A 13,662-nucleotide genomic window follows, 5' to 3' on the forward strand; every position below is an offset into this window, starting at 1 on the left:
CCGCAGACTCTCGTTATGACTGAGGGACCAACGGGGGGCAGGTCACTTGGCCTGTTGTGTGGCTTCAGCTTCGCGTCGGATCTTGGTAGCGTAATCGGGATCAGCCTTTGCGGCGGCGATGATCGCGTTGTGTTGCCGCTTCAAATCGGTGACCCGATCTTTCGCCAGCTCGAAATCATCGCCGAGCGGGATGTACCAACGGGACATCTTGAGGACCGGCACGAGCACCTTTGGCACCTTGCGCTGGTAGTAGAAGTTTCGGTCGTTTCCGGGGGTCAGGTATCGGATCTTTTGCTGGGTCATACCCCATGGTCTGAGAGCAAAAGTACGATATCAAGGCAAAAAAGTACGATATCTGAGGCGCTTTGTGGTCCGCGACTTGGGGATTTGTGAGGCAAACCAACATCTTGGAAAGATGGTGGGCGACCCTGGAATCGAACCAGGCATGGGTCTCCCCGGCGGAGTTACAGTCCGCTGCCGCACCTTGCAGCACGTCGCCCGACGCCGGGCGTACGTAGCCAAGCGGACTTCCGGGGTCAACAGAAAAAAGCGAAAATCTTCGCGGCAGAGTTCTGCAAAGGATTGCCGGAACGGTGAGGTTCTGAACGGGGATGTGCCTGCCGCGCAAATTTAGGGGATGGGTAGCGGATATGTGATTTATGCAGATGATAATCGTTCGCAATATTGTTGATTCCTGCAACTGATTTGCATATACAGTGAGTGAACAGGAGGGTGCGTTGCGCCCGAGTCCAAAGGAATCGAGATGCAAAGACGAACGCTGCTGGCAGCGATGGGGGCGACTGCGCTTTATGCGACGGTGTTGCCCGGGCAAGCCCGAGCAGCGGGAACGCTGAGTGTTGTTGCCACGACCGGCATGATCGCCGATGCGGTCCGGCAGATCGGGGCAGAGCTGGTCGAGGTGCGCGGGCTGATGGGCCCCGGGGTCGATCCGCATTCCTATCGTCAGACGCGGACGGATATCGTCGCCATGACCAAGGCGGATCTGGTGCTTTGGCATGGGCTCTACCTTGAGGCGCAGATGGAAGAGTTCTTCCACAAGCTGGAGCGCCGGGGCAATGTGACCGCCGTGGCCGATGCCTTGCCGCGCGACGTGCTGTTGGGGCATCCGGATTATGACGACAAGTTTGATCCGCATGTCTGGATGGTGCCCGAGATTTGGGCACAGGTGGTACCGGTGATCCGGGACGCGCTGAAAGACACGCGGGCGGAACACGAAGCGGCCTTCGATGCCGGAGCGGAGGCTTTCCTGGCCGATCTCGACAAACTCGGCGACTATGCGCGCGGCGTGTTGGCGAGTGTGCCGGAGCAAAGCCGGGTGCTGGTCACCGCGCATGACGCGTTCAGCTATTTCGGTCGCGCCTACGGGTTCGAGGTGCTGGGGATCCAGGGGATCTCGACCGAATCCGAAGCCGGGCTGAACCGGATCGGCGAATTGGTCGATGTGCTGGTGAACCGCAAGATCGGCGCGGTCTTCGTTGAAAGCTCGGTCTCGGACCGCAATATCCGCGCGCTGATCGAGGGGGCCGCATCGCGTGGCCACGAGGTTCGGATCGGTGGTGAGCTGTTCTCGGACGCGATGGGCGAGACGGGCACCTATGAGGGCAGCTATCTCGGCATGATCGATCACAACGTCACGAGTATTACCCGTGCCCTGGGCGGGGACGCCCCGGAACGCGGCATGCTGGGCCGGCTGAGTGCCGGGCTTTGAGGAGAGTGGAATGACACAGTTGGAACTGGCGACGGACCGGGGACATATCGTGGCGGCGGAAACCCTTGCTGCAAGCCCGCTGGCGATCCGTGGGTTGACGGTCTCCTATGGCGAAAAGCCGGCGGTCTTTTCCATTGACGCGACGGTGCAAGACGGCTCGATGACGGCGATCATCGGCCCCAACGGCGCCGGAAAGTCCACCCTGCTCAAGGCTGCGCTTGGCGTGATCAAGCCGCTCTCGGGAACGGTCTCGGTCTATGGCGCGCCGCTGGAAGGCCAGCGCGCGCGCATCGCCTATGTGCCGCAGCGCGCCTCGATCGACTGGGATTTCCCGGCCCGCGTGATCGACGTCGTGCTGATGGGCCTCTATCGCGAGCTCGGCCTGCTGCGCCGGCTGACCGGCGGGCATCGCCAGAAGGCACTAGAGTGCTTGCAGCGTGTCGGCATGGCCGATTTCGCCGAACGCCAGATCGGCCAGCTTTCGGGAGGCCAGCAGCAGCGTGTCTTCCTGGCGCGCGCCTTGGCGCAGGACGCCGATCTCTACCTGCTCGACGAACCCTTTGCCGGTGTCGATGCCGCCACCGAAAAGGCGATCATCGACGTGCTCAAGGCGCTGAAGGCGCAGGGCAAGACGGTTGTGGCGGTGCATCACGACTTGGCGACGATCACCGAGTATTTCGACCATGTCTTCCTGATCAACGTGCGCAAGGTGGCCGAAGGGCCGGTGGCGACGACCTTTACTGCCGAGAATCTGCAAAAGGCCTATGGCGGCCGTCTGGCCACGGCGCAGATCGAGGAATTGGAGCTGGGCGCGGGATAAGGCGATGTTGTTCGAAGCGCTGGCACTGCAACTTGGCTACAACGCCACGCTGGTGGCCATTGGTTCGGCCCTGCTCGGGATTTCGGCCGGGGTGACGGGCACTTTCCTGTTCCTGCGCAAACGGGCGCTTGTCTCGGATGCGATCAGCCATGCTACGCTTCCGGGCGTCGGTCTGGCCTTTATCGTCATGGTCCTGCTCGGAGGAGACGGACGGAACCTCGCGGGTCTCATGGCCGGGTCGGCGCTTTCGGCGTGGATCGGGCTCATCTGCGTTCAATCGCTCACCCGCCGCACGCGCCTTTCCGAAGACGCGGCCATTGGGGCGATCCTGTCGGTCTTTTTCGGCTTTGGCGTGGTGTTGCTGACGATCATCCAGAGCATGTCCTCCGGCCGGCAGGCGGGGCTCGACGGGCTCCTGCTTGGCTCGACAGCGGGCATGCTGATGCAGGATGCCATGATCATCGCCGGGGGTGGCGCGATAACCCTGGCGCTTGTCCTGCTGTTGCGACGCGCCATGACCCTTGTTGCCTTTGATCCGCAATATGCCCGTTCCATCGGCATCGATCCCGACCGGGTCGATATGCTGACCATGCTGCTCGTGCTCTCGGTCACCGTGGTCGGGCTCAAGATCGTGGGGCTGATCCTGATCGTGGCGCTGCTGATCATCCCGCCCGTCACCGCGCGTTTCTGGACCGAGCGTAGCGAAAAGGTGGCCACCTATGCCGGGGTGGTGGGCGGCGTGTCGGGCTATGTGGGCGCGGCAATTTCGGCCTCGACCCCGGACATGCCGACCGGTCCGATCATCGTGCTGACCTGTTTCGCGCTTTTTCTCGTCTCCCTCTTCCTGGCGCCGGAACGCGGTGTGCTGGCGGCCTATCTCCGCCACCGCAGGTTCCAGGAGAAAGTCCATATCCGGCAGGGGCTTCTCTCGCTGGCCCAGCAACAGCCGGTCTATGAGCCGCTGACGATCCGGCTTCTGGCGCGCGAAGGGCTGGCCCGGCTTGATGGCGTCCCGACGGAGGCCGGCCGCGCGCGCGCCGCCAAGGCCCTGCTCGATGAGCACCGCTGGCAAATCGTCCATGGGATGGCCGATTTCGAAGCTATCTCAAGCCTGTATGACGGGCTGCGGGATATCGAATCCGTCCTGACTGCCGACCAACTGGCCGAGATCGACGCCCTGATCGGCGGCCCTGCGGAGGTGACCCCATGATGGGTGAGGAGTTCGTTGCACTGAGCCTCGTGCCAATCCTGATCGGCACCTTCACCGCAATTGCCTGCGCGCTTCCAGGCAATTTCCTCTTGCTGCGCAAGCAGGCGCTCATCGGCGATGCGATCAGCCATGTCGTCCTGCCCGGGATCGTCGTGGCCTTTCTGGTGACCGGCACGCTGAGCACCTGGCCGATGATGATCGGCGCCGCCTTTGCAGCCATCATCGCCGTGATCCTGATCGAGGCCATCCGGCGGCTGGGACGGATCGAGACCGGTGCCGCCATGGGCGTCGTCTTTACCTCCATGTTCGCCGGAGGCGTGCTGCTACTGGAGCGCTCCGACACCTCCACGGTCCATCTTGATGTCGAACATGCCCTTATGGGGAACCTGGAATCGTTGATCTGGCTCGATGCGATGGGTTGGTCCTCGCTGCTCGATCCGGTGGCGCTGGCGGGGCTGCCGCCTGAGCTGCCGCGCATCTTCGTCACCCTGCTCGGCGTGCTGGCCTTCCTCTGGCTGTTCTGGCGTCCGCTCAAGATCTCGACCTTCGACGATGGCTTTGCACAGGGCGTCGGTATCCGCACCGGGACCATGGGCATGGCGCTGGTCGTGGTGTCCGCCATCGCGGCGGTCGCCGCCTTCGATGCAGTGGGTTCCATCATCGTGATCGCCATGTTCATCTGCCCGCCCGCCGCCGCGCGGCTGATGACCAACCGGCTGGAGATTCAGATCGCCTGGTCGGTTGCCTTCGCCGCGCTCTCGGCGGTGCTGGGCTATGTCTTCGCCGGCTACGGCCCGCTCTGGTTCGGCGGGCAGGATGCGGTCTCGGCCGCCGGCATGATCGCCACCGTGTCCGGTGTCATTCTTGCGCTGGCCGCGCTCTTCGGTCCGTGCAGATCCCGCACCGGTGCGCCTTCGGGCGTGTAATGCTTCCAATTGCGGGTTAAACGGCCAAAACGGCGTTGGATCCCCGTGCCGAACTTGCCATTCCCGCCACGGACGGGCAGGGGAGGGGAAGAAGGAATGCAGACATGAAGAAACCGACTTGGGTTATCGACAAGGAACGCGCCCGCCGCGCCGCCGCCGCACAGACGATCTGGCTGTTCGGGCTGCATGCGGTGCGCGATGCGCTGGAAAACCCCGCCCGCGACCGGCTGCGCCTCGTGGTGACGCGCAATGCCGCCGACAAGCTGGCCGATGCCATCGCCGTCGGCGGGCTTGAGCCCGAGATTGCCGATCCGCGCAAGTTCCCGGTGCCGCTCGATCCCGGCTCCGTCCACCAGGGCGCGGCGCTGGAAGTGCGCCCGCTGGATTGGGGCAGCCTGGAGGAGCTTTGTGCGCCCGGAAGCGCCTCGCCGCGCGTTGTCCTACTGGACCGGGTGACCGACCCGCATAACGTGGGCGCCATCTTGCGCTCGGCCGAGGTCTTCGGCGCCCGCGCCGTGATCGGCACGCTGCGCCATTCCGCCCCCGAAACCGGTGCGCTGGCCAAGACGGCTTCCGGCGCGCTCGAACGCCAGCCCTATCTGCGGGTCCGCAACCTGGCCGACAGCATGACCCAGCTGCGCGAGATGGGCTACCTGCTCATCGGTCTCGATGGCGAAGCCGAGACGGATCTTGCCCAAGCGGCGGAAGAGGCACGGAACATCCCCCTCGGACTCGTGATGGGCGCAGAAGGTCCGGGCCTGCGGGAACGTACCCGCAATACTTGCGATAAACTGGTGAAAATCGACGCTTCTGGCGCTTTTGGCTCTCTCAACGTCTCCAATGCGGCCGCGGTTGCCCTATATGCCACACAGGCAAGGACAACCGGAGAATAGGATGCACCGAAATACCAAGCTGGCAACCTGCTGCTATTGCGGCATGCGTGCGACGCTGGTCCTTGGCGAAGACCGCCATAGCTTGGCCTGTGGTGGTTGCGGTGCCCCTTTGAGCGACCTCAAGAGCTTGCCGAGCGGCAAGACGACGAAGACGTCATCCGCGAACAAAACGGCGCCTTTTGACCCCAGATCGGCAAAGAAAACGAAGTCGAAAAAGCGCTCTAAACCGAAAAAACCGTCGTTTAGAAGAGTGTTCGGTGATATTCTGGATGAGATAGAGGATATCTTTGACTAGGCCGCGCTTTGCGGCGCGGGGGTAGTCAAGTCCTTTTTTGGAAAAACCCGGTCGTGTTCACATTTTTATTACACTCTCTTGGAAAGAGCCGGAAAAAACCTACATCTTACTCATGGGTTGCAGTTTTGGAACAACGCAACCCGCTGCACTGTCCCTCGTTCCGCAACTGGCGCTCGGTACTCCCGAGCGCCTTTTCTTTTTCGCACGATGCGGGCACATCTTGCCGCATGAACGCAATCGACCAACAGATTCGCGAGATCTTCGAACGCAGCCGCGTCATCGCCTGCGTCGGGGCCTCCGCCAACCCGGCCCGCCCGAGCTATTACGTTTCCATCTTCCTCAAGCAACGCGGATACCGCGTCATCCCGGTGAACCCCGGGCTGGCGGGACAGGAGTTGTTTGGCGAAACCGTGGTCGGCAGCCTGTCCGAGGTCGAAGCCGAGGTGGACATGATCGACATCTTCCGCCGCTCGGAACAGGTTTCGCCAATTGTGGCCCAGGCGCTGATCCACTTGCCCCGGCTGCGCACGGTCTGGATGCAGATCGGCGTTGCCAATGCCGACGCCGCCATGATGGCGGGTGAACGCGGCGTCGATGTCATCGAAAACCGCTGCCCGAAAATCGAAATCCCGCGCCTTTTCGGACCGGACTGGCGCGTCGGCTGAGCGCTCGCTCTATCAGCCCCGGCTGGCCTTCTCAACAATGCCAGAGGTGCCCTCGCGACGCGCCAGTTCCGCCTCGACATCCGCCAGTGAAACATCCCTCGCGGCCAGCATGACCAACAGGTGATAGAGCACATCCGCGGCTTCGGCGGTGAGCTTCTCCCGGTCGCCCTTCACCGCTTCGATGATTGCCTCCACGGCCTCCTCACCGAACTTCTCGGCACATTTTTCCGGCCCCTTCGCGAACAGCTTCGCCGTCCAGGACGAGTCCGGATCCGCGCCCTTTCGGGCTTCTATGGTCTCGGCAAGCCGCTCAATGGCACTCATTTTCAGCCTTCATCTTTCAAGAAATACCTCGGGGGTGCGGGGGGGGCCGGTCCCGCAATCTCAGTCCAGCCGCACGGGAATCCCTGCCGCCGCCATATGTTCCTTGGCCTCGCGGATGGTGTAGTCGCCAAAATGGAAGATCGAGGCAGCCAGGACCGCGCTCGCGCCGCCCTCGGTCACGCCCTCGACCAGGTGATCGAGCGTGCCCACGCCGCCCGAGGCAATGACCGGAACACTCACCGCATCCGAAATCGCCCGGGTGAGCGGCAGGTTGAAACCCGCCCGCGTGCCGTCGCGGTCCATCGATGTCAGCAGGATCTCCCCGGCACCTTTCGCCACCACGGTTTTCGCGAACTCCACCGCGTCGATCCCCGTCGGACGCCGCCCGCCATGGGTGAAGATCTCCCACTTGCCGGGGCTGACCGTCTTGGCGTCGATGGCGACAACGATGCACTGGCTGCCGAAACGTTCCGCCGCATGTGCGACGACATCCGGATTGGCCACGGCGGCAGAGTTGAAACTCACCTTGTCCGCGCCTGCCAACAGCAGGTTGCGCACATCCTCGGACGTGCGCACGCCGCCACCGATGGTCAGGGGCATGAAACACTGCTCCGCCGTGCGTGTGGCCAGATCATACATGGTGCCCCGGTTCTCATGGGTCGCGTTGATGTCGAGGAAGCAAAGCTCGTCGGCCCCGGCCGCGTCATACGCCTTGGCCGCCTCCACCGGGTCGCCGGCATCGATCAGGTCGACGAAATTCACACCCTTGACGACACGGCCGTCCTTGACGTCCAGGCAGGGGATGATGCGCGTTTTGAGCATATGGAAGACGTCCTTAACAAATCACGAGATGTTTTATGGGCAATCGCGCCGATAGGCCAGACCATAGAGCGACATCAATACGTTTGGGGAATCAGGGAGATCGAGATGAGATTTGCTGCAATCATGGCCCTCGCCGCCAGCCTCGCAACGCCTGGTCTGGCGGAGGATATCGTTTCTGTGCGCGCTTCTGGCGATGTCGAAACGACGATGGATGCGCTCGAAGCCGCGGTCGGCAAGGCTGGCGCGACCGTTTTTGCTCGCGTCGACCATTCGGGAGGTGCAGAGTCGGTTGGCATGACCCTTCCCGGATCGCAGCTACTGGTGTTCGGCAATCCGATGCTCGGCACCCCGGCAATGCAGGACGATCCACTGGCCGGCCTCTACCTGCCGTTGCGGGTGCTCGTGTACGAGGATGGCGATGGGGCAGTCTGGCTGGCCTATGAAGATCCTGCCGAGATGCTCGATGATCTCGAGATCGACGATGACGCCGAATACCTCGGCAAGATGTCCGGCGCGTTGTCGAAACTCACCGCAGCCGCCGCTGGTGGTTAGAGCAGCTTCAGCGCTTCGCCGAGATCAATTGCTCCGTCATAGAGCGCCCGGCCCGTAATGACGCCGGAAATGCCAACCGCATCGCGCAGAGCCTCGATGTCCTTGAGCGAGGAAACGCCGCCCGAGGCGATCACCGGAATCGTCGTGGAGCGCGCCAGCGCGGCGGTGGCCTGTACATTCGGCCCCTGCATGGCGCCGTCCCGGTCGATGTCGGTATAGATGATCGCGGCGATCCCGGCGTCTTCCATCTGCCCGGCCAGTTGAGTCACCGTCACTTTGGTTTCCTCGGCCCAGCCGCGCGTGGCCACCTTGCCATTCCGCGCATCCAGCCCGACCGCCACCTTGCCCGGAAACAGCGTCGCCGCCTCGCGGACGAGTTCCGGGTCCTCGACGGCCACCGTGCCAAGGATCACGCGCGATACGCCCTTTCCCAGCCACATCTCGATGGTCTCGATATCGCGGATGCCGCCACCCAACTGCACCGGCACATCGACGGCACCGAGAATGGCTTCCACGGCCTCGGCATTGACGGGCCGGCCGGCGAAAGCGCCGTTCAGATCCACCAGGTGCAGCCATTCGCAACCGGCCGCGACGAAGTGGCGGGCTTGTGCGGCCGGATCGTCACCAAACACGGTCGCCTTGTCCATATCGCCTTTGAGAAGACGCACGCATTGACCGTCCTTCAGGTCGATGGCGGGATAGAGGATCATGGCTTGGGCCTTTCACTATTGCTCGAACTGCTCTGTGCCACGGCCCGCGCGCGAATGCAAAGCGACGGAACGTTAATGTTGATCGCCTCATACCGGCTGCGACAGTGTGCCCGGGAAAACTCGGGAGGACATGAAATGACGAAATTCGCTTTGGCCGCGGCCTTTGCCTGCCTTGCCACAATGGGGCTGGCCGATCCGATCCACGGCGTCTGGAAAACCCAGCCCGGTGACGAAGGCAACTATGCCCATGTCACGATGGACAATTGTGGCGGGATGATCTGCGGAACGCTGGGCAAGGCCTATGATAGTTCCGGCAATTCGGTGCCCTCGGACAAGGTGGGCAAGCGCATGGTCTGGGACATGAAATCCGACGGAAACGGCGCGTATTCGGGCGGCAAGATCTGGGCGCCGGATCGCGACAAGACCTACAAGTCCAAGATGGCGTTGAATGGCAATGCGCTGAAGGTGTCCGGCTGTGTCGGCCCGATCTGCCGCAGCCAGACCTGGACGCGGGTAAAGTAACCTCCACTAACGATTTGAAAGAAAGGGGCTGTGCTGCCAGTCCCCGATTTTCAGGGGATGGATTTGCGCCAAGCCTGAATCGTTCCTATAGGGGAGTTGCGGACGTGGTCTGCTTTTCGATTGGAACGAGGTGGTGTTGCGCGATGAGCAAGAGTTTTGCTGGAAGTTGCCAATGTGGGGCCGTCAGCTTTCGGATCCTGGGAGAGTTCGACAGTTTTTTCCTGTGTCACTGCAAGCGGTGCCGCAAAGACTCCGGCTCGGCACATTCGGCGAACCTGTTCTCGAAGAGTGCAGAAATCACTTGGGAGAAGGGCGAGGATAAAGTGAAACCGTTCCAGATTCCCGGGACGCATCACGAAAAGAGTTTCTGTTCGGAATGCGGCTCGGCGCTTCCCTCGGTTCAGATGGACGGCAGTCTTTTGGTCGTGCCGGCCGGATGTCTGGACAGCCCAATCGACATCCCGCCGAATGCGCATATTTGCTGTTCCAGCCGGGCCGAGTGGGATGATGGCCTCGATCGCGTGCAAGAGCTGGACGGTTTGCCGCGCTAGTCACTTGGGCGCTGTGCCGAAACAGAGCGGTGGAATGTGCGGGGATCACGGCAAGAGCCATGATCCCCGAAACGTTTACTCGAACTCGACGAGCAGATCTTTTGCATCCACTTGTTCGCCGGGGCGGACATAGACCGCCTTGATCACGGCATCTCGCTCGGCGTGGATGCCGGTTTCCATCTTCATTGCCTCGATGGTCACCATCAGGTCGCCCGTCGAGACTTTCTGCCCCGGCTGAACACCGACCGAGGCGATCGAGCCCGGCATCGGCGCGCCGACATGGTTGGCATTGCCCACTTCTGCCTTCGGGCGCACCGCCACCGCGCCTTGGTTCTTGCGGTCGGGAACGCGGATGACGCGCGGTTCGCCGTTGAGTTCGAAGAAGACCTTCACCAGACCTTCCTCGTTGGTCTCGGAGACCGCCTGCATGCGGATTTCCAGCGTCTTGGCCTTCTCGATAGCAGGTGTGATCTGTTCGCTCGGCACCATTCCATAGAAGAAACTGTGGGTCGGCAGGACGCGGACGGGGCCGTATTCCTCGTTGCGCGCGCGGTACTGGCTGAAGACCTTTGGATACATCAGGTAGCCGTTGAGATCCTCGTCATCGGGATCGTAGTCGAAGCTCGCCTTCATCTCCGCGCGCACCTCTTCGAGATCAACCGGGGCAAGGTTCTTGCCCGGCCGCTCCGTGGAGGGGGCTTCGCCCTTGAGAATCTTCTTTTGCAGGGCCGCGGGCCAGCCGCCCGGCGGTTGACCGAGCGCGCCGCGCATCATGTCGATCACCGAGTCCGGGAAGGAGACGTCGCGCTCGGGATTCTCGACATCGGCGCGGGTGAGGCCCTGGGAGACCATCATCAGCGCCATATCGCCCACCACCTTGGAAGACGGTGTGACCTTCACGATGTCGCCGAACATCTGGTTCACCTCGGCATACATGTGGGCCACCTCGTGCCAGCGTTCTTCCAGACCCATCGAGCGGGCCTGCGCCTTGAGATTGGTGAACTGTCCGCCCGGCATCTCGTGCAGGTAGACCTCGGAGGCGGGCGCCTGCATGCCGCTCTCGAAGGCGACATAATGGCCTCGTACGGCTTCGAAGTAGTTGGATATCCTGCGGATTTCCTCGATATCGAGCCCCGTGTCACGATCGGTATGCGCCAGCGCCTCGACCACGGTGCCAAGCGTGGCCTGCGAGGTGTTGCCGGAGAAAGCGTCCATCGCGCAGTCCACCGCGTCCACGCCCGCCTCGGATGCGGCAAGGATCGTGGCGCAGGCAATGCCGGCGGTGTCATGAGTGTGGAAGTGGATCGGCAGGCCGACCTCCTCCTTCAGTGCCTTGATCAGCACTCGGGCGGCGGCGGGCTTCAAGAGGCCTGCCATGTCCTTCAGCCCGAGAATATGCGCGCCGGCGGCCTTTAGCTCCTTGGCCGTGGCGACATAGTATTTCAGGTCATACTTGGCCCGGTCTGGGTTCAGAATATCGCCCGTGTAGCAGACCGTGCCCTCGCAGACCTTGTTGTTCTCGACCACTGCGTCCATGGCGACGCGCATGTTCTCGACCCAGTTGAGGCTGTCGAAGACGCGGAAAACGTCGATTCCGGTTTCAGCAGCCTGTTTCACGAAGGCCTGCACCACGTTGTCGGGGTAGTTGGTGTAGCCTACGCCATTGGCCCCGCGCAGCAGCATCTGCGTCATCAGGTTGGGCATGGCAGCGCGCAGGTCGCGCAGACGTTGCCAGGGGCATTCCTGCAGGAAGCGGTAAGCGACATCGAAGGTCGCGCCGCCCCAGCATTCCACCGAGAAAAGCTGCGGAAGGTTTGACGAATAGGCGGGCGCCACGTTGATCATGTCGATCGAGCGCATCCTTGTGGCCAGAAGCGACTGGTGGCCGTCCCGCATGGTGGTGTCGGTGATCAGCAGCTGTTTCTGGTCCGCCATCCAGTCGGCGACGGCCTGCGGGCCGAAATCCTCCAGGATGTTGCGCGTACCGGGCTTCGGATTGCGTGTCAGCAGCGGCGGCACCACGGGCTGGCGAATATCGGCGGGTGGCTTCGGCCGGCCCGCAACGTCCGGGTGTCCGTTCACGGTGATATCGGCGATGTAGCGCAAGAGCTTCGTCGCGCGGTCCTTGCGCCGCGGGAAGTGGAACAGCTCCGGCGTCTCGTCGATGAACTTGGTGTGGTATTCGTTGTTGAGGAACATCGGATGCGCGAGCAGGTTCTCGACGAAGGCGATGTTGGTGGCAACGCCACGGATGCGAAACTCACGCAGCGCGCGGTCCATCCGGGCGATGGCATCTTCGGGCGTCGGCGCCCAGACGGTGACTTTTTCCAGCAGCGAGTCGTAATAGCGGGTGATCACCGCGCCTGTATAGGCCGTGCCGCCGTCGAGCCGGACGCCCATCCCGGTGGCACCGCGATAGCCAGTGATGCGGCCGTAATCGGGGATGAAATTGTTGCGCGGGTCCTCGGTGGTGATCCGGCACTGCATGGCGTGGCCGTCGAGCTTCACGTCATACTGGCTCGCAACGCCAGTCGCCTCGATCAGGCTCTTGCCCTCGGTCACGAGGATCTGGGCTCGGACGATATCGATCCCGGTGACTTCCTCGGTGACGGTGTGTTCCACCTGTACGCGCGGGTTTACCTCGATGAAGTAGAACTCGCCCGAATCCATATCCATCAGGAACTCGACGGTACCGGCGCATTGGTAATGCACATGCTCGCAGATGCGCTTGCCAAGCGCGCAGATCTTCTCGCGCTGTGCGGAGGAGAGATACGGCGCGGGTGCGCGTTCCACGACCTTCTGGTTGCGGCGCTGCACCGAGCAGTCGCGCTCGTAGAGATGGTAGATCTTGCCATGCTGATCGCCGAGGATCTGCACCTCCACGTGGCGGGCGCGGGTGATCATCTTCTCCAGAAAGCCCTCGCCATTGCCAAAAGCGGCCTCGGCCTCGCGCCGGCCTTCGAGCACCTTCTCGACCAACTCGCTCTCGGCCATGATCGGGCGCATGCCGCGCCCGCCGCCGCCCCAGGAGGCCTTGAGCATCAGCGGATAGCCGATCTCGGCGGCTTCTTTCTTGACCGCTTCCATGTCATCGCCCAGCACATTGGTTGCCGGGATGACGGGCACACCCGCCTCGATTGCGATCTTGCGCGCGCTGGCCTTGTCGCCGAGCTGGCGCATGGTTTCGGCCTTGGGACCGATGAAGGCGATACCGTTGGCGGTACAGGCATCGACGAAATCGGGATTCTCGGAGAGCAGGCCATAGCCGGGATGGATCGCGTCGGCGCCGCATTCCTTGGCGACTCGGATGATCTCGTCGATCGACAGGTAGGCCTGGACCGGGCCGAGACCTTCGCCGATGGAATAAGCTTCGTCCGCCTTGAAACGGTGCAGGGAAAGCTTGTCTTCCTCGGCATAGACGGCAACGGTGCGTTTGCGCAGTTCAGAGGCTGCACGCATGACGCGAATGGCAATCTCGCCGCGGTTGGCGACAAGGATCTTGTTGAATTCGGGCATGGCGGGCCTCCCTTTGCAGTTGCAGCATAGGTGTAAGTCGGTTCGGGCTTACATGGCAATAACGTATAAATCGGTATGGCGTCACCTTTAAAAAATCGACAATAATGATAATAATTCAAAAAAGTTG

15 protein-coding genes and 1 tRNA gene are annotated in these 13,662 nt (G+C 62.3%); 10 read left to right on the plus strand and 6 right to left on the minus strand.

Annotated elements, in window-relative coordinates:
• Nucleotides 1-42: 42 nt before the first annotated feature.
• Both AX756_RS08780 and AX756_RS08785 read right to left on the minus strand, forming a co-directional pair.
• The gene (locus AX756_RS08780; protein ID WP_068310157.1) at nt 43-303 is read right to left on the minus strand and encodes a hypothetical protein; all 261 of its coding nucleotides are present in this window, start codon (nt 301-303) and stop codon (nt 43-45) included.
• Nucleotides 304-416: 113 nt separating this feature from the next.
• Nucleotides 417-500: transfer RNA gene (locus AX756_RS08785), tRNA-Tyr, on the minus strand.
• A gap of 263 nt (nt 501-763) precedes the next feature.
• Here AX756_RS08785 and AX756_RS08790 point away from each other — a divergent pair.
• From AX756_RS08790 to AX756_RS08820, 7 genes are all read left to right on the plus strand, one after another.
• The gene (locus AX756_RS08790; protein ID WP_068310159.1) at nt 764-1,729 is read left to right on the plus strand and encodes a metal ABC transporter solute-binding protein, Zn/Mn family; all 966 of its coding nucleotides are present in this window, start codon (nt 764-766) and stop codon (nt 1,727-1,729) included.
• Between the two features lie 10 nt (nt 1,730-1,739).
• Nucleotides 1,740-2,549, plus strand: a complete 810-nt coding sequence (gene aztA, locus AX756_RS08795) for a zinc ABC transporter ATP-binding protein AztA (RefSeq protein WP_068310161.1) — start codon at nt 1,740-1,742, stop codon at nt 2,547-2,549.
• A 4-nt stretch (nt 2,550-2,553) separates the two neighbouring features.
• Nucleotides 2,554-3,759 carry a metal ABC transporter permease gene (locus AX756_RS08800; RefSeq protein WP_068310163.1) on the plus strand — a complete coding sequence of 402 codons (1,206 nt, stop codon included), beginning with the start codon at nt 2,554-2,556 and terminating at the stop codon, nt 3,757-3,759.
• Nucleotides 3,756-4,685: a metal ABC transporter permease gene (locus AX756_RS08805; protein WP_068310165.1), complete on the plus strand. Its 930-nt coding sequence runs from the start codon at nt 3,756-3,758 to the stop codon at nt 4,683-4,685. Before AX756_RS08800 ends, AX756_RS08805 begins: the two co-directional genes overlap by 4 nt.
• A 104-nt stretch (nt 4,686-4,789) precedes the next feature.
• Nucleotides 4,790-5,578 carry a 23S rRNA (guanosine(2251)-2'-O)-methyltransferase RlmB gene (gene rlmB / locus AX756_RS08810; RefSeq protein ID WP_068310167.1) on the plus strand — a complete coding sequence of 263 codons (789 nt, stop codon included), beginning with the start codon at nt 4,790-4,792 and terminating at the stop codon, nt 5,576-5,578.
• Nucleotide 5,579: 1 nt separating this feature from the next.
• On the plus strand, nt 5,580-5,873 hold the full coding sequence (locus AX756_RS08815; RefSeq protein ID WP_068310169.1) for a hypothetical protein: 294 nt from the start codon (nt 5,580-5,582) through the stop codon (nt 5,871-5,873).
• 227 nt (nt 5,874-6,100) lie between these two features.
• Entirely contained in the window at nt 6,101-6,538 is a 438-nt protein-coding gene (locus AX756_RS08820) for a CoA-binding protein (RefSeq protein ID WP_068310597.1), read from the plus strand.
• Between the two features lie 12 nt (nt 6,539-6,550).
• Here AX756_RS08820 and AX756_RS08825 read toward each other — a convergent pair whose 3' ends face one another.
• Both AX756_RS08825 and hisF read right to left on the minus strand, forming a co-directional pair.
• Nucleotides 6,551-6,862, minus strand: coding sequence for a phosphoribosyl-ATP diphosphatase (locus AX756_RS08825; RefSeq protein WP_068310172.1), 312 nt, complete (start codon nt 6,860-6,862; stop codon nt 6,551-6,553).
• Between the two features lie 60 nt (nt 6,863-6,922).
• Nucleotides 6,923-7,684, minus strand: a complete 762-nt coding sequence (gene hisF, locus AX756_RS08830) for an imidazole glycerol phosphate synthase subunit HisF (RefSeq protein ID WP_068310174.1) — start codon at nt 7,682-7,684, stop codon at nt 6,923-6,925.
• Between the two features lie 105 nt (nt 7,685-7,789).
• Here hisF and AX756_RS08835 point away from each other — a divergent pair, with 105 nt between their 5' ends.
• Nucleotides 7,790-8,236, plus strand: coding sequence for a DUF302 domain-containing protein (locus tag AX756_RS08835; RefSeq protein WP_068310176.1), 447 nt, complete (start codon nt 7,790-7,792; stop codon nt 8,234-8,236).
• On the opposite strand, the gene hisA is transcribed toward AX756_RS08835, so the two are convergent.
• Nucleotides 8,233-8,946 (minus strand): 1-(5-phosphoribosyl)-5-[(5-phosphoribosylamino)methylideneamino]imidazole-4-carboxamide isomerase, encoded by a 714-nt coding sequence (hisA, locus tag AX756_RS08840; RefSeq protein ID WP_068310178.1) that lies wholly within the window; start codon nt 8,944-8,946, stop codon nt 8,233-8,235. The two genes, AX756_RS08835 and hisA, sit on opposite strands and share 4 nt — an antisense overlap.
• Before the next feature lie 135 nt (nt 8,947-9,081).
• Between hisA and AX756_RS08845 the strand changes: the two genes are divergently transcribed.
• Together AX756_RS08845 and AX756_RS08850 are read left to right on the plus strand one after the other, a co-directional pair.
• Nucleotides 9,082-9,468, plus strand: coding sequence for a DUF2147 domain-containing protein (locus tag AX756_RS08845; RefSeq protein WP_068310180.1), 387 nt, complete (start codon nt 9,082-9,084; stop codon nt 9,466-9,468).
• A gap of 143 nt (nt 9,469-9,611) precedes the next feature.
• The gene (locus AX756_RS08850) at nt 9,612-10,019 is read left to right on the plus strand and encodes a GFA family protein (protein ID WP_068310182.1); all 408 of its coding nucleotides are present in this window, start codon (nt 9,612-9,614) and stop codon (nt 10,017-10,019) included.
• A gap of 75 nt (nt 10,020-10,094) precedes the next feature.
• On the opposite strand, the gene AX756_RS08855 is transcribed toward AX756_RS08850, so the two are convergent.
• Nucleotides 10,095-13,535: a pyruvate carboxylase gene (locus tag AX756_RS08855; RefSeq protein ID WP_068310184.1), complete on the minus strand. Its 3,441-nt coding sequence runs from the start codon at nt 13,533-13,535 to the stop codon at nt 10,095-10,097.
• Between the last annotated feature and the right edge of the window lie 127 nt (nt 13,536-13,662).

Source organism: Aliiruegeria sabulilitoris, from assembly GCF_001558155.1.
GTDB classification, from domain to species: domain Bacteria; phylum Pseudomonadota; class Alphaproteobacteria; order Rhodobacterales; family Rhodobacteraceae; genus Tropicimonas; species Tropicimonas sabulilitoris.